This window comes from Marinifilum sp. N1E240, assembly GCF_009295825.1.
GTDB classification, from domain to species: domain Bacteria; phylum Bacteroidota; class Bacteroidia; order Bacteroidales; family Marinifilaceae; genus Marinifilum_A; species Marinifilum_A sediminis.
Genome location: NZ_WHKF01000012.1, coordinates 48,014 through 69,994, shown reverse-complemented (window position 1 = coordinate 69,994; position 21,981 = coordinate 48,014). Strand labels below are relative to the sequence as shown.

Annotated in this window: 21 protein-coding genes; 15 read left to right on the top strand and 6 right to left on the bottom strand. The window is 34.9% G+C overall.

Going from position 1 to position 21,981, the window contains the following annotated elements:
- Window positions 1-284: 284 nt before the first annotated feature.
- From GCQ56_RS18665 to GCQ56_RS18640, 6 genes are all read left to right on the top strand, one after another.
- On the top strand, window positions 285-1,517 hold the full coding sequence (locus tag GCQ56_RS18665) for a hypothetical protein (RefSeq protein WP_152736055.1): 1,233 nt from the start codon (window positions 285-287) through the stop codon (window positions 1,515-1,517).
- Between the two features lie 105 nt (window positions 1,518-1,622).
- Window positions 1,623-4,232 (top strand): YfhO family protein, encoded by a 2,610-nt coding sequence (locus GCQ56_RS18660; RefSeq protein WP_152736054.1) that lies wholly within the window; start codon window positions 1,623-1,625, stop codon window positions 4,230-4,232.
- The gene (locus tag GCQ56_RS18655) at window positions 4,225-5,448 is read left to right on the top strand and encodes a CDP-glycerol glycerophosphotransferase family protein (RefSeq protein WP_152736053.1); all 1,224 of its coding nucleotides are present in this window, start codon (window positions 4,225-4,227) and stop codon (window positions 5,446-5,448) included. The genes GCQ56_RS18660 and GCQ56_RS18655 overlap by 8 nt, the downstream gene beginning before the upstream one ends.
- 68 nt (window positions 5,449-5,516) lie before the next feature.
- Window positions 5,517-6,752: a CDP-glycerol glycerophosphotransferase family protein gene (locus GCQ56_RS18650; RefSeq protein WP_152736052.1), complete on the top strand. Its 1,236-nt coding sequence runs from the start codon at window positions 5,517-5,519 to the stop codon at window positions 6,750-6,752.
- 110 nt (window positions 6,753-6,862) lie between these two features.
- Complete coding sequence (locus tag GCQ56_RS18645) at window positions 6,863-7,252, top strand: adenylyltransferase/cytidyltransferase family protein (protein ID WP_152736051.1); 390 nt, start codon at window positions 6,863-6,865, stop codon at window positions 7,250-7,252.
- A 105-nt stretch (window positions 7,253-7,357) separates the two neighbouring features.
- Complete coding sequence (locus GCQ56_RS18640; RefSeq protein ID WP_152736050.1) at window positions 7,358-8,239, top strand: lysophospholipid acyltransferase family protein; 882 nt, start codon at window positions 7,358-7,360, stop codon at window positions 8,237-8,239.
- Between the two features lie 9 nt (window positions 8,240-8,248).
- On the opposite strand, the gene GCQ56_RS18635 is transcribed toward GCQ56_RS18640, so the two are convergent.
- Window positions 8,249-9,721 carry a lipopolysaccharide biosynthesis protein gene (locus GCQ56_RS18635; RefSeq protein WP_152736049.1) on the bottom strand — a complete coding sequence of 491 codons (1,473 nt, stop codon included), beginning with the start codon at window positions 9,719-9,721 and terminating at the stop codon, window positions 8,249-8,251.
- 193 nt (window positions 9,722-9,914) lie between these two features.
- On the opposite strand from GCQ56_RS18635, the gene GCQ56_RS18630 reads away from it, so the two are divergent.
- The 6 genes from GCQ56_RS18630 to GCQ56_RS18605 all read left to right on the top strand — a co-directional run bounded on the left by GCQ56_RS18630 (window position 9,915) and on the right by GCQ56_RS18605 (window position 14,183).
- Window positions 9,915-10,787, top strand: a complete 873-nt coding sequence (locus tag GCQ56_RS18630) for an ABC transporter permease (RefSeq protein WP_152736048.1) — start codon at window positions 9,915-9,917, stop codon at window positions 10,785-10,787.
- Between the two features lie 81 nt (window positions 10,788-10,868).
- The gene (locus GCQ56_RS18625) at window positions 10,869-11,111 is read left to right on the top strand and encodes a DUF3098 domain-containing protein (protein WP_152736047.1); all 243 of its coding nucleotides are present in this window, start codon (window positions 10,869-10,871) and stop codon (window positions 11,109-11,111) included.
- 54 nt (window positions 11,112-11,165) lie between these two features.
- A complete protein-coding gene (locus GCQ56_RS18620) occupies window positions 11,166-11,954 on the top strand; it encodes an undecaprenyl-diphosphate phosphatase (RefSeq protein ID WP_152736046.1) in 789 nt (262 codons plus the stop codon).
- A 39-nt stretch (window positions 11,955-11,993) separates the two neighbouring features.
- Entirely contained in the window at window positions 11,994-12,698 is a 705-nt protein-coding gene (gene truB, locus GCQ56_RS18615) for a tRNA pseudouridine(55) synthase TruB (RefSeq protein WP_152736045.1), read from the top strand.
- 82 nt (window positions 12,699-12,780) lie between these two features.
- Window positions 12,781-13,830, top strand: a complete 1,050-nt coding sequence (queA, locus tag GCQ56_RS18610; RefSeq protein ID WP_152736044.1) for a tRNA preQ1(34) S-adenosylmethionine ribosyltransferase-isomerase QueA — start codon at window positions 12,781-12,783, stop codon at window positions 13,828-13,830.
- A gap of 128 nt (window positions 13,831-13,958) precedes the next feature.
- Window positions 13,959-14,183: an NINE protein gene (locus GCQ56_RS18605; RefSeq protein WP_152736043.1), complete on the top strand. Its 225-nt coding sequence runs from the start codon at window positions 13,959-13,961 to the stop codon at window positions 14,181-14,183.
- A gap of 50 nt (window positions 14,184-14,233) precedes the next feature.
- Here the strand turns inward: GCQ56_RS18605 and GCQ56_RS18600 are convergent, their stop codons facing one another.
- Window positions 14,234-14,665: a globin gene (locus GCQ56_RS18600; protein ID WP_152736042.1), complete on the bottom strand. Its 432-nt coding sequence runs from the start codon at window positions 14,663-14,665 to the stop codon at window positions 14,234-14,236.
- A gap of 275 nt (window positions 14,666-14,940) precedes the next feature.
- On the opposite strand from GCQ56_RS18600, the gene GCQ56_RS18595 reads away from it, so the two are divergent.
- On the top strand, window positions 14,941-15,636 hold the full coding sequence (locus tag GCQ56_RS18595) for a hypothetical protein (RefSeq protein ID WP_152736041.1): 696 nt from the start codon (window positions 14,941-14,943) through the stop codon (window positions 15,634-15,636).
- Between the two features lie 63 nt (window positions 15,637-15,699).
- On the opposite strand, the gene GCQ56_RS18590 is transcribed toward GCQ56_RS18595, so the two are convergent.
- Entirely contained in the window at window positions 15,700-16,644 is a 945-nt protein-coding gene (locus tag GCQ56_RS18590) for an NAD(P)-dependent oxidoreductase (protein WP_152736040.1), read from the bottom strand.
- A 236-nt stretch (window positions 16,645-16,880) separates the two neighbouring features.
- Here GCQ56_RS18590 and GCQ56_RS18585 point away from each other — a divergent pair, with 236 nt between their 5' ends.
- Together GCQ56_RS18585 and GCQ56_RS20665 are read left to right on the top strand one after the other, a co-directional pair.
- Complete coding sequence (locus GCQ56_RS18585; RefSeq protein WP_152736039.1) at window positions 16,881-18,125, top strand: hypothetical protein; 1,245 nt, start codon at window positions 16,881-16,883, stop codon at window positions 18,123-18,125.
- A 30-nt stretch (window positions 18,126-18,155) separates the two neighbouring features.
- A complete protein-coding gene (locus tag GCQ56_RS20665) occupies window positions 18,156-18,284 on the top strand; it encodes a hypothetical protein (RefSeq protein ID WP_255473250.1) in 129 nt (42 codons plus the stop codon).
- Window positions 18,285-18,453: 169 nt separating this feature from the next.
- On the opposite strand, the gene GCQ56_RS18580 is transcribed toward GCQ56_RS20665, so the two are convergent.
- The 3 genes from GCQ56_RS18580 to fumC all read right to left on the bottom strand — a co-directional run bounded on the left by GCQ56_RS18580 (window position 18,454) and on the right by fumC (window position 21,733).
- Window positions 18,454-19,062 (bottom strand): phosphoadenosine phosphosulfate reductase family protein, encoded by a 609-nt coding sequence (locus tag GCQ56_RS18580; protein ID WP_152736038.1) that lies wholly within the window; start codon window positions 19,060-19,062, stop codon window positions 18,454-18,456.
- Window positions 19,063-19,245: 183 nt separating this feature from the next.
- The gene (locus GCQ56_RS18575) at window positions 19,246-20,151 is read right to left on the bottom strand and encodes a hypothetical protein (RefSeq protein ID WP_152736037.1); all 906 of its coding nucleotides are present in this window, start codon (window positions 20,149-20,151) and stop codon (window positions 19,246-19,248) included.
- A 184-nt stretch (window positions 20,152-20,335) separates the two neighbouring features.
- Window positions 20,336-21,733, bottom strand: a complete 1,398-nt coding sequence (gene fumC, locus GCQ56_RS18570; RefSeq protein ID WP_152736036.1) for a class II fumarate hydratase — start codon at window positions 21,731-21,733, stop codon at window positions 20,336-20,338.
- Window positions 21,734-21,981 lie beyond the last annotated feature (248 nt).

Genomic DNA, 21,981 nt, shown 5'->3' with positions numbered 1-21,981 from the left:
GTGGGTTCAACATTTGTGTATAAAGAAGAACCTAAAAGGGGAGAATGTTAATATTAATGTCTTCCCCTTTTAGGGGAAGTGCCGACAGGCGAAGGGGTGCTATAAATCATTCTACAATCTAATTTAGAAGTCATAATTATTAATTACATTAGTGCCTTCAAACAACTTAACCACTACTTACACATGAAACGAACATGAAAATTTGATTATCCAAATTGACACACAAGAGGATGATCAAATTTATTTGTGAGTTCAATGTGACCTTTAAAAGATAACTTAAACACATGAAACAACTCTTAACTCTATTACTACTTGTAGTAGTAAGCGTATGGCAAGCTGATGCTTGTACAACTGCCGTAATTTCTGGCAAATACACCAAAGATGGTCGTCCTATGATTTGGAAGCTTCGCGATACTGAAAGCTTCGAAAACAAGATGATGTATTTCACAGATGGAAAATATCCATACATTGGCTTGATCAATTCCAAGGATGAAAAAGGGGAAAACGTTTGGGGTGGTTCCAACTCAATGGGATTCGCCATCATGAATTCTGCTTCTTTTAATGTGAATATGAAGGACACTACTTCTTTGAAAGATCAGGAAGGGAAGTTTATGAAATTGGCATTGCAAAAATGTGCCAACCTGGAAGAATTTGAGCAATTAATGAAAGATACTCCAAAACCAATGGGTTTAGCGGCACACTTTGGCGTGTTAGATGCCGATGGTAATGTTGCTTTCTACGAGGTAAACAACCAAACCTTTACCAAGTTTGATGCCAACGATCCGGCTCAAGCTCCTAATGGTTATATTCTAAGAACCAACTACTCGTTTACTGGTAAAAAAGATATTGGCTATGGATTTATCCGTTTCCAAACTGCTCAGGATATCTTTTACCAGGCTGATGCTTGTGGCGATATGAGCGCCAAAACCGTAATCCAAAACTTCTCGAGATGTTTGAAACATCCTGTTTTGAAGCGTGATTTCAGAAAAGAATTCGAAACGGTTCCTTATGGTGAAAACTTTGTAAATTCTGGTGATTTAATCACTCGTCACGGTTCTTCATCAATGATCATGATTGAAGGAGTTAAAGAAGGCGAAGCAAAAGATATGGCAACCATCTGGACTCAGGTTGGTTTTCCAAATACATCAATCGCATTGCCTGTTTGGGTAAGAGGTGGCAAGAATCTTCCTAAAGTACTATTGGCTGAAGGAAAAGAAAACTGTCCATTGAATGCCATGTCAATGGAGTTGAAAAACAAATGCTATCCTATTAGTCGCTCTGCCGGATACAAGTATTTAAAGGTTTCGGAACTGGTGAATGCCGAGAAAACAGGAATCATTCAAAAATTGGAAAAAGCGGAAGAGAAACTTTTCGAAAACACAGAGATTCATCAACAAAAATGGCGATCAGCTAAAGCCGATAAAAAAGAAATTGAAGAGTTCTACAATTGGTTGAATAAGTATACAATTGAAACATACAGTGGAATGCTGAACGTGAAACCGTTTTTGAAGAAATAAGCAAAACCATAATAGAAAATATTAAGTGAAGCACAGGGCAATTTTGTTCTGTGCTTTTTGTATTTTAGGGGCTTTAAAATAGAATCTGCAAAAACACACACGATAATGAACTTTAAGTCGATATTTAAATCAGCATTACCACACCTGGTCTCCATCATCATCTTTCTAATCATTGGATTCATCTATTTCCAGCCTGCTTTGGAAGGGAAAGTCTATAAAAAGAGTGACTCCATAAATGCCTGGGGAGCAAAAAAAGAGATTGTTGATTACCGAAATCAAACCGGTGATGATGCCCTTTGGACCAACTCCATGTTTGGTGGAATGCCATCTTATCACATTAATGTGGATTATCGTGCTAAAGACATGTATACTTTCAAACAGATGATGGAGCTATATACTCCGGATCCTGTAAAGTTCCTGATCTTGTACATGATTGGATTTTACATTCTTCTGATAAGTTTACGAGTAAATCCTTGGCTCTCTATTGCAGGTGCCATAGCCTATGCTTTTTCTACCTATTTCATCATTATTATTGGTGCGGGTCACCTCTGGAAAGTGAATGCATTGGCGTTCATCCCTCCTGCCCTTGCCGGGATATTGATGGTTTTCAGGGGAAAATATCTTTGGGGTGGATTAATTGCGGGCTTTTTCCTAATCATGGAATTGTATGCCAATCACATTCAGATGACCTATTATTTTGTGATCATGGTTTTCTGTATCCTGATATTCGAATTCTATCACCAATTGAAGGAGAAGAACCTGAAACACTTTTTCAAAGCCATTGGTGTACTTGCAATTGCATCAGTAATTGCCTTGGGTGTAAACTTTACCAACCTGTATAATTCATACGATTATACAAAATCAACCATTCGTGGCAAATCGGAATTAACACTTGGGAATAAAGACAATAAAACCGGTGGTGTTGACAAGGACTATGGTACACAGTGGAGTTATGGTATTCAGGAGACTTTAAGTCTTCTAATTCCGAATGTAAAAGGTGGTGGCGGATCACCTCAGGAAGGAATGCAGATTTTGAACTACATTAACGGCGGTCAAATTCAAAAAGTATCGGATTATTACGATATGAAGCAGGTTAATAATCACCACTATTGGGGTAATCAGCCATTCACTGTTGGTCCTGTGTATATTGGTGCGTTTATCATGTTCCTGTTCGTATTGGGTATCTTCATTGTTGGCGGTCGATTGAAATGGGGATTGTTAACTGCAACTATTTTAGCAATCATGCTCTCTTGGGGACACAATTTCCAAACACTTACTGGGATTTTCTTCGATTACGTTCCTCTTTACAATAAATTTAGAGCTGTATCATCTATCCTAATTATAGTAGAGCTTTGTGTTCCATTATTAGCGATTTTAGCTTTGAAGAAAATAATTGATGAGCCAGAAGTTCTAAAAAGAAAAATAGCCATCTCCTCGTACAAGGTAAATGTGCTTGTGTTGCCATTTGTTTTAACCGGAGGAGTAGCCTTACTTCTTTATGTAATGCCTACAATGGGACTCGATTTCCTTAGTGATATGGAGCAAAACTACTTTGCTCAAATAAAATCATCGAATCCTAATGCTCTAGCATTCATATCAGAAATTCAGAATGATTTAGTAGATGCCCGTATTGATATATTTAAAGCAGATGCATTGAGAAGTTTGCTATTTATTGGTTTAGGTTTAGCGTGTTTATTTGCCTTTTCGAAGGGATATCTGAAAACAAAATTCTTTATTCCTGCTTTAATTCTACTAGTTGTAGTTGATCTTTATCCTGTTAACAAACGATTTACGACCAACGATAATTTTGTTGAGAAAAAAGATTTAAACCTGGCTTACATGCCAAATATGGCTGATTACCAGATCCTGCAAACCGAATTGAGAAATCATCCCGAATTACAAGCTATAGCCAAGCAAGCAATAACAGAATACACTAGAAAAAATAAAAAAGCTAGTGATTACGAAAAAGTTGCCGCTCAATTGTGGGCAATCACCTACAATACCAATTACCGAGTTTATGAGCAAGCTGGTTCTCCATTCCAAAGTGCTCGTACATCTTATTTCCACAAATCAATTGGTGGTTATCATGGTGCCAAATTGCGTCGCATTCAGGAATTGTACGATTACCATATCGAAAAAGGAAACCGTAAGGTTCTGAACATGCTAAACACCCGATATGTAATCACACAAGGGGAAAAAGGAATGCAAGCAGCTATCAATCCTGATGCTTTAGGTAATGCGTGGTTGGTTGAAACCTACAAAATAGTGAAGGATGCCAACGAAGAAATCATGATTCTGAATGCCATTGATCCTGCAAAAGAAGCCATCGTTGATCAACGTTTCGAAGATCAATTAAATGGATTGGATATTACTGCTGATTCAACTGCAGGTATTCAAATGGCGAAGTATTCTCCAAATAGCATTATCTACAATTATCAGGCTCAATCGGAACAATTGGCTATCTTCTCTGAGATGTATTATCAGCCAGGATGGAATGCTTATATCGATGGAAAACCAGCCAATCATTTCAGAGCTAACTTTGTGTTACGCGGAATGAAACTACCTGCAGGAAAACATCAAATTGAGTTCAAATTTGAACCAAAGGGATATTTCAATGGTGAAAAAATTTCTTTGGCAAGTATGATATTGTTCTTTGTTCTACTAGCTGGAGGAGTTGTTTTTGGAGCATTAAAATTGAAGAAGGAAAATGAGTAAGGCATATTCAAGAAGACAACAATTTGTCAACTTTATGCAGAAGATTGTTCTTTTGCACATTAGTTTGTTTATCATGCGTTGGTTCTATTTCTTTCTGGAATTAATAGTACGTAAGAACAAACGCATTGCATTGTTTTTTCTAACAGAAAAATTCTTTTTCGATAATTCGAAATACCAGTTCGAATACATGAGAGAAAAGAATGATTTCAACAGCATTCTATTTACTCCGAACAAGAACTTATACCGAAAATTAGAAGAAACATTTCCTGGTGAAGTGGTTTATGCCTGGTCGTTAAAAGGCTTCTTCCTTTTTCTTCGATCGAAACATGTAATCATTTCGTACGGAATTAGTGCTGCTGCATTTGCGCCTTATTATCTGCACGAAAAATTCAAAAATATCATCTACCTGGGACATGGAACTCCAATGAAAAAAATGGGTTTGCAAACCCCGGTTTGGAGAAAATATGGCAAGGAAAAGCAATTGCAAAAATACTCTTACATGGCAGGTAGTTCACCTCTTGAACAAATTATTCATGCGGCAGGTTTTAATATCGATATGGATAAGGTTTGGGTAAGTGGATTGCCTCGTAACGATTATTTGTTGAAAGAGTTCAATTTGAATACTGACTTGCTTCTGAAAAATCCATTTCTGGATCGAAAGATTATTCTTTATGCTCCAACCTGGCGCGAGGAAGGACACAAGACTCACTTCTTCCCTTTTGAGGATTTTAATGCGGATCAACTTTCTAAATATTTGGAAAAAGAAGATGCCTATATTTTAGTTCGTGGTCATAAAGAAGATATCAAAAGAAAAACTCTTGGAAAAACCCACGACTTTTTCTCGATAGATAGAGTAATTAAAGCCGATCAGGACAGATTCGAAGATGTGTATCAGTTGTTGCCTTACGTAGATATTTTGGTAACGGATTATTCTTCACTTTGGATTGACTATCTTCTAATGGATCGCCCTATTGTTTTCTTACCATACGATTTGGAGGAATACAGCCAATACAAAGGCTTTTTTATCGATTTCGAAGCCAACACTCCCGGAGCAAAATCGAGTACGCAAAACGAGTTTATCACCCATTTAAGCAGGTATTTTGAACAACCACAGACTCATGCAAAGTGGCGCAAGAAAATAAGAGATCTGTACCACACACATCAGGATGCCTATAGTTGCGAAAGGGTGTACAATGAAATCCGAAAATTGAATTAAAAATTGAGATATTAGATTTGAGATATTAGAAATGAGACTCAATTAAAATTTGCTCCTAACACTATACAATGAATTTAAATAAGTATTCTAAGCCAATTATTTTTCTTACAACTCTTTTGGGTTGGATCTTTATTGTTCCACTAACTTATCTGATTCCTAAAAAAAAGAATTTGATGGTGCTTATGGGCGCAAAAGATGGATTCTTTATTGACAATGTGAAGTTCTTTTTTCTTTATCTGGCAGAAGAAAACAAGGATCAGGAATTCTACCTACTTACTGCAAACAAAGAAACTTATGAAGCTTTAAAGGTTGAATACAGCAACATTCTTTATTACCCTTCTGCTAAAGCATATTGGATCATGCTTAGAAGTAGAGTGTTTGTTGTTGATAATTTTTCGTGGATGGATAATTGTCGTTTTCAGTTGTTCTGGAGAGCTAAAATCATACAGATTTGGCACGGAATCGGATTTAAAAAGATACAGAGAAGCAATAAGTTTTTCATTCAGGAAACCAGTTCATTGTACCGTCGATTCATTCTGAATTTCGTAGGAAAATTGCCAAAATATCAGGCACTGATTTCAACGGGAGCCTTTTTCACCAAAGAGTTCTTTAAACCTGCTTTTCTTACCGATCATTTTATTGATACCGGATATCCAAGAAACGATGTAATTGTTGATCCTAAAAAATACAAGAATGCACTGATCAATTCAGATGTAGAGACAATTAATAAAGTTGCCAAAATGCGTAAGAATGGTACAAAATCCATCCTTTACGCTCCCACTTTTCGCGATACTGGCGGCGATGGAATTTCTGATGGAATTCTTGACTTGGAAAGATTGAATCAGTTTGCCATAGAGCATGATCTTGTTTTTGTTTTCAAATTGCATCCATTGCCTCAGTACAAATCCATATCAGGTGAATTCGAAAGAATTTTATGGTATGATAATGTGAAGGATGTTTATCCTTTTCTTCCTGAAGTAGACGCAATGATTAGCGATTATTCATCCATCTACATGGATTACATTTTACTGAATCGCCCAATTTTCTTCCTCTTGTACGATAGAGAAAAGTATGAGACTAAGGATCGTGAGTTACATACTTTCTTTAACGATTTTATAGTTGGACCAATTTCTACCGATCAAAACAAATTAGAGGAAGATCTCTTATCTACTTTCAATGGTAAAGATCAATTTAAGGTAAAAAGAGGTGAAATAATCGAGAAGTCGTACGACAATATTGATGCGAACAGTTCTCAGAGAATTTTTAATTTCATTCAAGAACATTATCTTCGCAAGAACCAATAAAAAAACAATATGAAACGAGCATGCAAATTTAATTATCCAAATTGACAGATTGAGGATGATTAAATTTATTTGTGAGTTCCATGTGACCATTGAAAAATAAACTTAAACACATGAAACGAGTAATTACTTTTGGCACATTTGATTTATTTCACATCGGACATTTACGAATTCTGGAACGTGCCAGAGCTGAAGGTGATTACTTAATTGTTGGTATTTCAACTGATGCTTTAAACTTCTCCAAAAAGCAGAAAAATCCTATCTATTCCGAAAAGGATAGAATGAGAATCATAGAATCCCTGAAGGTTGTTGATGAAGTATTTTACGAAGAATCTTTGGAACTAAAAGGAGATTACATTAAACAATTCGATGCTGATGTTTTGGTGATGGGAAACGACTGGGAAGGTAGATTTGATGAATTCAAATCGCTTTGCGAAGTGGTTTATTTGGAAAGAACTCCTTCCATCTCCACCACTGAAATTATTGAAATCATTAAAGATTAATTCCATCAACGACTTTTTCTAATTTAAAATTAAAATAGATTTTAGCGTAAATATTGTTTTTAGAAGTATGCTTGTATATTTGTGGCGAACCACTAATCGCCCCATATGACACGAGTACTCTACTACCTGTTTCTAAAACCTCTTTCTTTACTTCCACTTGGAGTATTGTATCTAATTGCAGATCTTTTATTTGTATTAAATCATTACATATTTAGATATCGCAAGAATTTAATTCTAAATAATATCAGAAGTTCATTTCCGGAAAAAAGTGAACTGGAACATCATAAAATTGCCAAAGCATTCAATCGCTTTTTCAGTGATTTTATAGTTGAAAGCATAAAATGTTTTAGCATGAGTGCTAAGGAAGCCGAAAAGAGATGTAGGATAGTGAATCCCGGAGCTCTTGATCATCTATATGAAAAGAAAAAAAGTATCGTACTAGCCTTTGGTCATTACAGCAATTGGGAAATGGTAGCAACTGGGCTTGCCGGATCATTAAAACACAAAACAAGCGCCATATACAAACCGCTTTCTAATAAGTTTTTCGATAAAAAATTTAGAGAAACCCGATCTAAATCAGGATTGCAATTGGTTCCAAAGCGTGCCACAAAAGAATTTTTAGAACAAAAAAAAGACAAAGGCTATTTAGTTGGATTTGGTTGTGATCAATCTCCAAACCGGAAAAAGAAAAACCTATTCTGGACAAAGTTTTTGAATCAGGACACTGCGGTAATGTTCGGCACCGAAAAATATGCTGTAGATTACGACTACGCAGTTGTGTTTCTGTATATCACCCGGACAAAACGTGGACATTACGATGTGGAATTAAAAATTATTGAAGAAAATCCACGCGATGCTGAGTATGGCAGTATCACAAAACAACACACAAAATTACTTGAGGAGCAAATTCGTAACAAACCAGAAGACTGGCTATGGAGCCACAAAAGATGGAAATTAAAAAAACAAGAGCACGAAATACTTCATTAATCCTTTTGTTTATTTTAATCCAACTGTCTTTTTTATGAATTGGTTAAAATCTGTTGAGATCTTAAATGCAAAAGTTAAAACCAGATACAAACCACCAACAATGCCAGACCTGAAGATAATATCCAAAATAAACCAATCTTGCTTTGGTAGCAAGTTTCCTGTATAGTATGAGCCTATGGCAACCAATATCACCAAAAGGTATTTGTAGTTAAATGGTTGAAATTTGTATTTCTTATACAAAAACATATATTTCAACAGATTAAATACCAGAGTTGCAGATACCGAAGCAATTGCGGCACCATTTATTCCCCAAATAGGTATCACGATCAGGTTGGTTAGAATGACCAAAACACCATAAATCGCCATAAAAACAGCTTGCATTTTGTAGTAAGGAGACGATTGAAGAATCACTCCACTAACTCCTGATGCCATTTGAATTACATGCCCTATTCCAATAAAAAAGATTACATATTTACCATCTATAAATCTATCAGTTACTATTTCTATTACATTATCAATATTCGCCCAAATACCAATAAATAAAAGGCATCCCGCCATGAATTGATGCAAACCACTTTGTGTGTAGATTTGAGCAATTGTCTTCAAATCTTTCTTTTTCCAAGCTTCAGCAATTACAGTACTGGCAATTTTTCTTAAAGTTCGTGATGGCATAGAAACCAATACGCCAAAGTTAGCCATGGTTGCATAAATACCATTAGCGCCCAATCCAACATAGCTAACAATCATTACTTTATCAATATGGTTTGCTAACTTATCGCTCAAGCCATTCAAAATCCCATATAAAGAAACACTTATCATCGATTTTCGAAGCGTTGGTCGAACAAATTTTAAATTGGAAGCAAATGATATTTTCCCTCTATACCAAAGCAATAGAAACAGCAATAAAGTCGGCAAACAATAGGCTATTACATACAAAAGAACAAAGTCTGAAAAATTCAATACATTCAGCGCGAACAAGAAAATGATCGTAAGATTGAGAATTTTAAAGACAATATCTCTAAAAAAAGTTCCTGAGACAGCATCGTATAAAACCCGATTGTAAGCGTCAAATAAATTGAAAAATATAGTGAAAAATACCAGCGGAATCAAATATACCAAATAATCCAAATAGAGAGGCGATTCATCTTGATAAGCATCAACAGCAAAGGGATGCAGTGCAAAATAACTGATTAATGCCAAGACAAAGCCTGCCATTCCCACCCAAAACAAAATAAACAGGTAGCCGTTATGATTTCGATTTTCATTTCGAAAATAAGGGAATAAACGTGCCGTAACATTATTGAATCCCAAAGAAGAAAATTGAGCCACAATAGCCGCCATTGGTCCTATCCAGTTGATCAAACCAATTTGATCAGCTTCCAAAAATCGAGGAAAAAGTATTCCTGTGTTGATAAATCCAAGAATGGCTCCAATATAGGATACTACCGATCCTTTTATGGTTTGTTGACGAATGATTCCCAATGTATCTTTTTGTGTTTAGTGGTGAATTCAAAACAAATTTAACAAAAATGAGGCATTGATTTGACAATTGCCGATTTTTATAAGTCTGATTTCAAATCATAAACCAATTCAAACTTGATAATCATTCCTTTTTTGTTTAAAAATTGTATTTTCGCATGTGACCAATCCTTATCAAGTTAAAACACGCTACTAAATGGCATACAAAGAAAAAGGTACAAAACGAAGACTTCGTTCCTCATACATTACATCGGTTATCAGTATTTCATTGGTTCTTTTCATGTTAGGATTAATGGGATTGTTAATTCTGAATGCAAATCAACTGTCGAATTACGTAAAAGAGAACATTGGTGTCTCTATCATTTTAAAAGATAACGTTAAGGAAGTTGAAATAAGACGTCTGCAAAAAACCTTAGACGCAACTGAATATGTAAAAGCTACTGAGTTTGTTGATAAGGAAACTGCTGCCAAGGAGCTTCAAAAAGAATTGGGCGAAGATTTCCTTTCCTTTTTAGGTTACAATCCGCTGCAAGCAACTATCGACGTTAAATTATACGCGGAATATGCCAATCCTGATAGCATCGCAGTTATTGAAAAAGATTTCACGAAATATGCTCAGGTACAAGAGGTATATTACCAAAAATCATTAGTACACCTTGTAAACGATAATGTAAAACGCATTAGTTTTATCATTCTTGCATTTAGTGGATTGCTTTTTATTATCTCTTTTACATTAATCAACAACACCATTCGACTTTCGATTTATTCACAGCGTTTTATCATTAATACAATGCAATTGGTTGGTGCAACTCGCTCTTTTATTCGAAAACCATTCATGGGAACAAGCTTTCTACATGGGATTTTAGGAGCTTTAATCGCCAACGCTATGTTATCTGCTGTAATTTACTTCTCACAAAAAGAATTGCGACAAGTTATTAATTTTAGCAATGTAGAAATGATTGGTGTACTGTTTTTACTAATTATTCTTCTGGGATTATTCATCACCTGGATTTCTACTCTATTTGCCGTAAATAAATACCTAAGATTGGAATCCAGATCCTTGTATTAATCTTTAAGTCAGTACTAGAATTTTAATTTTATTGTTTACTTTTGTAGCCGAACAAGCCGAAATCGTTAAAAAAAGAATTTCATGAAACAAGATAATAAAGCCGGATTTGCTCTTGGTAAAGAGAATTACAAGTTACTCCTTATCGGATTTGTGATCATCATTATAGGATTTTTATTGATGATGGGTGGAGGATCGGATGATCCAAATGTGTTTGATGAAAGTATCTTCAGCTTTAGACGTATTACGCTTGCTCCATTGGTTGTTCTTTTTGGTTTTGCATTCGAAATCTATGCAATCATGAAGAAACCTAAAGCCGACAAGTAACGTATCAAATTCTTGACTCCGGAATAATAATCGGAAAATCTTACTACTTATTTTATGAATTGGATTGAAGCCTTGATCCTTGGATTGCTCCAGGGACTCACTGAATTTCTGCCTGTAAGCAGCAGTGGACATCTTGAATTGGGTAAAGCGCTTTTAGGCGTAAATGCCGAAAACAATCTTGCCTTTACGGTGGTGGTACATGGTGCAACTGTTTTAAGTACCATAATTGTATTCCGAAAAGATATTTTATCATTGATTCGTGATGTTTTTAGCTTTCAGTGGAACGAATCAACTCAATACATTGCTAAAATTGCAGTTTCAATGATTCCGATCGGAATTGTTGGTGTCTTTTTTAAAGATGAAGTAGCCGCACTTTTCGATAACAATGGAATTCTTCTAATAGTTGGTTGTATGCTTTTGGTTACAGCTACTCTTCTCGGATTTACCTATTACGCCAAACAAAAAGATAAAGAAATTTCCTTCAAGGATGCTTTAATTATTGGTTTGGCTCAAACATTTGCTATTCTTCCTGGTATTTCAAGATCGGGAGCAACTATTGCAACCGGATTATTGCTGGGAAATAAAAAAGCCGATGTTGCCAAATTCTCATTCCTTATGGTTTTGGTTCCAATTATTGGTGAAAATATATTATGCCTTTTTAGTGGCGAATTTACATCGGGTGGTTCACTCGAAGTAACACCTTTAATCGTTGGATTTATTGCTGCTTTCGCCTCAGGATTACTTGCCTGTAGCTGGATGATTAAGTTGGTTAAAAAAGGAAAACTAATCTATTTTGCATTTTATTGCCTGATTATCGGAGTAATTGCTATTTTTGCAGCCTAATTCTAAAAAAGGGCTTTTCCTTTTAAATTTTGACTGTAGATGATTCGATTCGAGACTGATAATGATTTTCAACAAGGTGCTTTTATTCTTCTGAATAAACCTTACGAGTGGACTTCGTTTGATTTGGTGAACAAGATAAAGTTCAAAATCAAGCACAAACTACGTGTGAAAAAAATTAAGGTCGGACATGCAGGAACATTAGATCCTTTGGCTACCGGATTGATGATTGTTTGTGTTGGTAAATACACCAAACAGATAGATACCTATCAGTCACAAGTAAAAGAGTACATTGCCACTTTACAATTAGGTGCTACAACTCCATCTTTCGATTTAGAGACAGAAATTGATCAGGAATATCCAACTGAACACATTACTCGTGAACTTGTTGATGAAACTTTAAAAGGTTTTATTGGAACCATTGAACAACGTCCGCCAGATTATTCTGCGGTAAAAGTAAATGGAAAAAGAGCTTACGAGTATGCTCGTAAAGGTCAGGAAGTTGAGATCAAGAAAAAAACATTGGTTATAGATGAAATTGAAGTTTTAGAGTTCGAAAAGAACATCCTGAAAATCAGAGTAGTCTGTAGCAAAGGAACTTATATCAGAGCTTTAGCAAGAGATATTGGGCAAGCACTAAATAGTGGTGCTCACTTAACGGCTCTGCAACGTACTCAAATCGGCGATTTCAAAATCGACGATGCTATTGAAATTGAAGATTTTATAAAATTCTTAGAAAATTTATAACTATCTTGCAACTTTTTCGTAAAAAGGAAAGCTTTGCACTTTCCCATTATCAAAAAATATAACATAAAAGTCATTCAGCCTTATGAAGTTATCTAAGTTTAAGTATAAATTGCCTACAGAACTTATTGCTTTACATCCAGCCTATAATAGAGATGAATCTCGCTTAATGGTACTTCACAAAGAGACGGGTAAAATTGAACACAAAATCTTTAAAGATTTGATCGAGTATTTCGACGATGAAGATGTAATGGTGTTCAACAATACCAAAGTATTTCCTGCTCGTTTATACGGTAACAAAGAAAAAACCGGAGCGGAAATTGAAGTATTCTTGTTGAGAGAATTGAACCGTGAGCAAAGATTATGGGACGTTTTGGTTGATCCTGCACGTAAGATCAGAATTGGTAATAAATTGTACTTTGGTGATGATGATTTATTGGTTGCTGAGGTAATTGATAACACAACTTCGAGAGGTAGAACTTTACGTTTCCTTTACGACGGTCCTTACGAAGATTTCAAAAAGACGCTTTTTGGATTAGGAGAAACTCCACTTCCAAAATTCATCGATCGTTCAGTTGAACCTGAAGATGCAGATCGTTACCAAACTATTTTCGCAAAACACGAAGGTGCTGTTGCTGCTCCAACTGCAGGTATGCACTTTAGCCGTGAGTTGATGAAGCGTTTGGAAATTAAAGGTATCGACTTTGCTGAAGTAACTCTTCATGTTGGTTTGGGTAACTTTAGAACCGTTGATGTTGAAGATTTAACCAAGCACAAAATGGATTCAGAGCAAATCTTTATTGAAGATGAAGCTGTTGAAAAAGTAAATGCTGCTAAGAAGAAGAAAAAGAATGTTTGTGCAGTTGGAACAACTGTAATGAGAACTTTAGAAAGCTCTGTTTCAACAATGGGAACATTGAAACCTTTCGAAGGATGGACAAATAAATTTATTTTCCCTCCATACGAATTCCACGTGCCAAACAGAATGATTACCAACTTTCACCTTCCTTTATCTACTTTAATGATGATGGTTTGTGCATTTGGAGGTTACGATAATGTAATGGCTGCTTACGAAGAAGCTATTAAAGAAAAATACAGATTTGGAACTTATGGTGATGCAATGCTAATCATCTAAGACTAAAATATTTGCATAATAGAAAGCTACTGGTAATTATCAGTAGCTTTTTTTGTGCATTCTGTTCTGTAATTATTCTAATTTTTATGTACTTTACATGCTTGTTTAATATGTATAAATTATAATTTATGGAAATCGTAGATCAAAGAAGCGATAGAAATTTTGTCGCAATGCTATTACTTTGTTTCTTCCTTGGCGGATTAGGAGTTCACCGTTTCTATGCCGGGAAAATTGGTACTGGAGTTTTAATGTTATTAACCTTAGGAGGTTTAGGAATTTGGACACTTATCGATTTTATTATTATTGCTGTTGGAAGCTTTAAGGATAAAGAAGGACGTTACATAAAGAACTAAGCTATAGTTATGCTTATACCAAAAGAGATCTGCAATGCAGATCTCTTTTTTTATTCTTCGGTGTTTATCATCCAGGTAGAAAATACATTCAAATAATTCCAGTATGAGAGTAACATCTCCTCTGGCAAATTCAATTCCGGTAACAATTGCTGATAACATTGCAACCACACTCTGCGTGCTTCGGGTGTAATTTGAAACGGACGGTGACGTCGCACCAACATCGGCTCTCCCCTATTCTGATTAAAATATTGCGGTCCTCCCAAAATCTGAATAAAGAAATCTGATGATCGTAATTTTGCTGCCTCAAAATCGGCATCACCTTGCGGGAACAAATGGAAAAAACTACTTTCCCGAAGCATGTTGTAATGATCATCGACCAGCTTTCGTATTCCTTCTTCGCCCAAAAGCGTTAATATTTCTCGATTTGGACGCGTAACTTGTGGTCGCTCACCAAATTCAAATTCTTGTATTTCCAATTTCATTTTATCTCATAGTTTGTAGCTGATAATACCATTCAGCCTATTCTTTTATAAAATTATCAAACTTTTTGAGCCTATCTAAGAAAAGTAGCATAAAATAAGACCATATAGTCTTAATTTATCAAATCATTGCTAAATTTTATTTTATCATTCCTGCCATTATCCTTAAATTTAGTATTCAGTTTTGATCCTCAAACTCTTATTTGCATTCGCAATTCATACCAATTCACTTTAAACAAGACTATTATTCCACTTAAATAGTCAAAATATAAACTTTCATGAAGAAGTTACTTTATATGCTACTACTAGTTTTAGCGAGTAGTATTATCACATTAGCACAGGAATGCACCATTTATATTCCAAATACTGTTGGCACAGAATTACATTACGAAATGACCAATGCCAAAGGAAAGCTAATGGGAAGTTACAGTCAGAAACTTTTATCCATAAAAAACAAAGGTGGCGAAACCATTTATTCCTTGCTTCAGACTACAAAGGATGCAAAATCGAAAGATGAAGTCATCATGCAGGATACCATTACTTTTAGATGTAAGGGAAATGAATTTTATATTGATATGGATAAATACATGAATCAGAAACAGATGGAAGCTTTCAAAGATATGGAAGTCAAAATCACCACAGATGATTTAATCTATCCTGCAAAACTGTCTCCTGGTCAATCCTTAAAAGATGGATCCATCACTATTAGTATTGAAGGTGGCATGATGAATATGAACATGACGACTAATATTATCAATCGAAAAGTTGAGGCTAAGGAAAGTATTGATACTCCTGCTGGTACTTTTAACACCTATAAACTTTCAGAGGATGTGCAGAGTAAAACCGGATTTGTAAATGTTAGAATGCACAATGTAATGTGGATATCGAAAGATATTGGCACAATTCGTAGCGAATCGTATAACAAGAAAGGAAAACTAACGGGAATTACACAGTTAGTGAAGATTGTAAAATAAAGCTCCAAAATACAAATCCCAAATTCCTGAATTGGAGCTTGGGATTTGATGTTTGGAATTTCTTTAATTCATTATATTTCTTGGTTTTCCTTGTAACCACAATTTAATATTCTCCATTACGATATTAATTCGCTTATCGAACGATTCGTTGGTTGCGTAAGCAATATGTGGAAGCATGATTAAATTTGGTGCAGTAAACAAGATATGCTCTTTATCCAATGGCGGTTCTTTTTCGTAAACATCAACCGCAGCACCTGCAATTTCACTCTCTTCCAAAGCAACACATAAAGCCTCACTATCCACAACTGGTCCGCGAGCAGTATTAATTAAAATCGCTTCAGGTTTCATCATTTTAAACTCATCGGTTGAAATTAAACCTTTGGTTGCTTCACTCAATGGAACATGTAAAGAAACAATATCAGATTCTTTTAACAGAGTTTCCTTATCAACGAATGTAAGACCTTCTACGCTCTTTTCACTTCTACTATAAGCAAGAACCTTACATTTGAATACTTTGGCAATCTCAGCTACTCTAAGACCTATTTCACCAGCTCCAATAATCCCAAGTGTCTTTCCATTTAATTCGATTCCTAAAAATCCTCCTCTATCGCCACCAAAACGAGTCATGGCATCTCCACCAACAATCTTGCGGTAAACCGATAAAATCATACCAATGGTCAATTCTGCAACAGATTCAGTAGAGAAACCTGCAGCATTCGACACCAAAATATTACGCTCATTACAAGCTTTCATGTCGATATGATCAACTCCAGTAAATGCAACCGAAATCATCGAAAGATTTGGACAGGCATCGATAAAGTTTTTGCTAATAGGAATATTGCTGACAACAATTGCATCGGCTCCTTCAGCACGTTTAATTAGCTCTTCTTCATTTTCATTTCGATCTCCAAAAAACACCAATTCGTGTCCAAGTTCCTCAAATTCCTTTTTGAATTGACCATATTTACAAGCAGTCATTCCAATTGGTTCAAGTATAGTAAATTTCATTCTTCTGAATTTTTGATTAAAGTAATCTGATCACAAGATCTCTAAATCACCAGTGATCGGTACACAAGTTGCTAAAGTAAAAAAATTGACCATCACTTTCAATGATTTAACAAGTGTTCTGCAAACAACATCAATGCAAAAATCCATTTCGACAAGTGATAAGCTTCATTGAACGATTTAAATTTTCAAGCTCAAGTATTTTTCTCAATTTGTATCAACAAATTAAAAGACCCAAAATGATAGACCACACAAAAACATACAACAAATTCCTAAATCAATTTACCAACAAATGGTTGAATTGCTCTGAAGATTTTCCAAACAATAAAAAAAGATTTTCTAGTATTGAAAAATTTATTTGGGAGATGAAGTGCGATCGATTTCTAAACTATGTTCGTTCATATAGCGAAACAGAAACGAAAGAGAACCTCCTGCTACTCAGCAAATGCAAATCGTTCTTTAAAGATGAATTGTCTTATACAAACGACCAGCTTGAAATGATCTTTTCCGATGACATGGTTGATGCAACTAAAGATTTTATTCAAAAAGCACTTCAGTTTGATCCCGAATTGGAAAGTGAGGAACTGTTTCAGGCATTAAGAAACCAGTGGATAGTGTTCGGCTTACAATCCTTATTTGGCTACCCTGTGCAAACCACACAGGCTACTTTAGCTTATAGTTTACTATATCCGTATACCGATAATTTTATTGATTCTTCCCGAATATCTCATCATGAAAAAATAGAATTTTCGAAACGATTTGCACTTCGACTGGCAGGTGAAAATGTGAATGCAGAGAATGATAGCGAGCAGAAAATTTACGACTTAGTTGCTTTGATAGAAAGTGATTTCGAAAGATCCCAATTCCCAAAAGTATATGAGAGCTTACTAGACATTCACAATGCACAAACCAAAAGCATTGCCTTAACCAGTTCAAAGCAGGTTTTGAGCGATTTGGAATGTTTTGAAATTGCCGTGACCAAAGGTGCAACTTCGGTTATTGCCGATGGCTATTTAATTGCCGGAGAGTTAAATATGGATCAGCTTCAGTTTCTATACGAATATGGTGCTTACCTGCAAATATTAGATGATTTACAAGATGCCAGAGACGATTTGTACGAAGGAGTTTTTACATGCTTTTCCAGAAATCTTCACTCTCAATATTTAGACAGAATGCTATGCAAAACCTATCATTTGGGTAAAGAAGTACATGCCACAATTGAAAAAATCTATCCGAAGCAGTTGTCTTTTCAGGGATTAATAAAAAGAAGTTTCGGATTATTATTCGCCTCTTCGGTTGTAAGTAATCCAAAAGATTTTAGTCCGGAATTTATAGAATTATGTGAACGCCACTCTCCTTTTCGATTTTCTTTTGCTGATAAACACAAAGATGAATTGAATAACTTCTCTGCAATTTTTGAGAAGAAATTAGAGGAGTTCAAAAAAGAAGGTTCTTTTGAGTTTAATAGCCAAAGTCAAACTTAAATAAGCTGGATTTAATGGTAGCATTGATAAATGAAGCTCAAAATGCATTTTGTGAATGGTAAAATCGGCAATGTAAGTGGTAAAATTGATGCTGCAAGATCAGAATCGACAACTTTTAAGGTAGAATTGACATATTTATTGGTAAAATCGATGATTTGATCGTTCGATTGGATTCTGCAAGCGTAGGTTCGCTTCTGCGATGATTTTATACCTCCGTAAGAGGTTTTATGGCATTGCATAAAAAAACGCTTTTATCCAGATACGGACAAAAGCGTTTTTTTAAATTTTATTTTCTCAATAGACTCATAAATAAGCCTAGTTAATATGATTAACCATGTAATCCGCACTCGCGATTACCAAGAACTTTTGTAGGATCGAAATACTTGGTTTCAATTCCCAAATTATTCTCCGCAAGATATTGATCCATTTGCTCGTCGCTCCAATCGTAAAATGGGCTTACTTTAAGCATACCATCAGCAGAAAGTGAAAGAATGTCAATAGAATCACGGAAAGCAGTTTGTCCTTTTCTCAAGTTTGTAAACCATACATCTGGCTTGTGCTCAGACATAGCTCTTCTGAAAGGTTCAAGCTTCACTTGCTCGGTAAACTCAGCATGTTTCGGATCATTAATATCAGGAATACCCATAACCACATCGCGATGTGCTGCAGTTTGCTTAGGAACATACAATTTTACATTTAAGTCCAATTGCTTTATTGTTTCTTCGGCATGACGATAGGTATTGGATGTATTGTACCCTGAATCGCACCAAATAACTTCCATATCCTTTTTCACCTCGGCACAAGCATGCAGAATAACCGCTTCGTAAGGTCTGAAATTTGTAGTAACTACAGGTTTTTTACCGAACTCAACTGCCCATTCAATAATCTCCTTTGGTGATTTACCTCTTAACTCTTCATTAAGTGCTTTAATATCCATTTTTATGCTTATTAATCGTTTATTTTTACCCTATTGCAGCAACGAAATTATAAAAAATATGCTTTAAAATGGAATTAATTAATAAGTATGCGAAAAGATAATTTCATATGATTTACTTGAATTCTATACATTTTTATCTGATCATTACTACTACTAATCACCTTTTCCTAGAATTTCACAAAATCAATCACAAGTACTACTTAACTTTTGATAATCAGATATGGAAACACTTGGAATATATTGTCCCTCATTAATTTTAATGCAAGTTAAAGACTCGTTTCGATCTACTTTTATTTCTACCAAGTCAAGATTGTTAGATAAATCCAAATCCGAAAGTAAATTGTCAAAAATATGAAAGTGCGTTAGCTTACTATTCTGCTCTAAATTAATGTTTTCAAGCTTATTGTCAGGAAGCACTAAGGTTTCTAACAATACATTGGAGCTAAAATTTACTGTTGCCAATTTATTCGTTCTCAGTAAAATATTCTTCAGATTGACCGATCCTTCAGTATTTAAAGAGCTTAACAGATTTTGGCTAGCATGCAAAACCTCAATCGATTCATTTTGAACAGTCAATTGTTCCAAATCATTCCAGGAAACATTCAGTTTTTTTAGATGTGTCAATTCCGAAATTCCTGTAATTGATTTCAATCCATTAGCCTGAACATCCACTAAAATTAGATTTGTATTTTCACTTAAGTCGATACTGTTTAAGTAATTACCACTAAAGTAAATTGTATCTAATAAGGTATTAGCGCTTAAATCGATACTCGCAATTTCATGTTGATTTGCAACCAAATAATGTAAATTTGTAAAAGCTTCGATTCCCGTTAAGTCTTTTATTTTATCCGCTTTGGAATTACTTAAATCCAATTCACTAACTTTCTCAGCGTCTGATTTGAGAATTTCCTGGTTCACTATACCATCTGAATCGATCCCTTGTTCAATTAATTCTGCTTCAAAACTTGAATCAGGAATAGTAACATACAAGTCCTTGTCAAAATCCATTTTATCACTATCACTCGAACAGGCAACAAAAACAAATGATGCAATTGCCAATATACTACCTACGATTATTTTTCCTTTCATACTATAGTTTACATTTTAATTGAACTACTAAATCTATTGTTTTATTATTTAGATTTAGTCTACAAAAGAAAAATTAACAGAGAAATAACATACCCAGGATTTACAGTTTTTAAGGAAGTATGGCTATTGAAGAGGAAAATAAAAAATGATACCGATTATTTGTACGAAATTCCAATTTCAACATCTATTTGGTCAGACCTGTCATTTTGAAAGTATCTACCCAAAATTCAAACTGTTCATCTGTTAGGAATTTAAGTTCAATGGCTGCCTCCTTTAAAGTAATATTATCAACATATGCTTTTTTAGCAATTTTGGCAGCATTATCATAGCCAATATGTGGAGTAAGGGCGGTAACCAACATTAATGAATTTTTTAAGTTAGTATTAATTCTTGTTCTGTTAGGAACAAGATCAACTAAACAATTATCGTTAAATGATTGACATGCATCTGCAAGTAATGATGCAGACTCTAAAAAGGCTTTAATCATTACTGGTTTAAAAGCATTTAGCTCTAAATGTCCATTTGAACCAGCAATACTGATCGTTGTATCATTTCCAATAACTTGTGCACACACCATAGTTAAAGCCTCTATTTGAGTTGGATTTACTTTTCCAGGCATTATTGACGAACCTGGTTCATTGGTTGGAAGGATAATTTCACCTATTCCAGATCTTGGTCCAGAAGCAAGAAATCTAATATCATTCGCAATCTTCATTATACTTACAGCCAATTGCTTAAGTGCTCCATGAGATTCTACAATTGCATCATTGGCAGCCAAGGCTTCAAATTTATTTTTTGCAGGAACAAAAGGAAGGGAAGTAAATTTTGCAATTTCATCTACAACTTTTTCTGTATATCCTTGCACAGTATTTATTCCTGTGCCCACAGACGTTCCGCCTATTGCCAGTTCCGAAAGGTGCGGCAATGTATTTTTTAAAGCCTGCAATCCATGTTCTAATTGCGATACATATCCCGAAAATTCTTGTCCTAAAGTTAATGGAGTTGCATCCATCCAATGAGTACGACCAATTTTAACTATATCCTTCATAGAATCAGACTTAAGGGCAAACGTCTCTTTCAATAACTCTATTTTAGGAATTAAATAACTGATGATTTTTGTATAAGCCGCAATATGCATGGCAGTTGGGAAGGTATCATTCGATGATTGTGATTTATTAACGTCATCGATTGGATGTATGAAACGTTTTCCTTCATTAAGGTTTCCACCAAGAATAACATGACTGCGATTAGCAATAACCTCATTACAATTCATGTTTGTATGAGTTCCTGATCCTGTTTGCCAAACAACTAATGGGAAATGTTCATTCAATTTACCCTCTATAATTTCATCACATACTTTGGCAATTAATGTAGATTTTTTTTTAGATAACAATCCTAATTCCCCATTTATAAGAGCAACTGCTTTTTTCACATAAGCATAAGAATGCACAATTTCTTTAGGCATTGATCCTGAAACGCCAATTTTGAAATTATCCAGTGATCTTTGAGTTTGAGCACCCCAATATTTACTTTGAGGAACCTTAACTGCGCCCATTGTATCATTTTCAATTCTGTGTTTCATGATTTCCATTTATAAATAAAAACTAATTCTTTCAATATTTAAACTTTAATAATCGATTCAATATAGTTGCTCATTGAATACAAAAAAATTACTGTCATATTGAAATCAAGGTCCTTACCTCAGTATAAAAAAGTGTGAAAATAAATGACCAGAAAACTTGCCCCAAAACCATATACAAGTAACTATATTTATTATTCCCAAAGTATTTTGTTATTAGGAAAATCCCAATAGGAATAGACAAGACCACA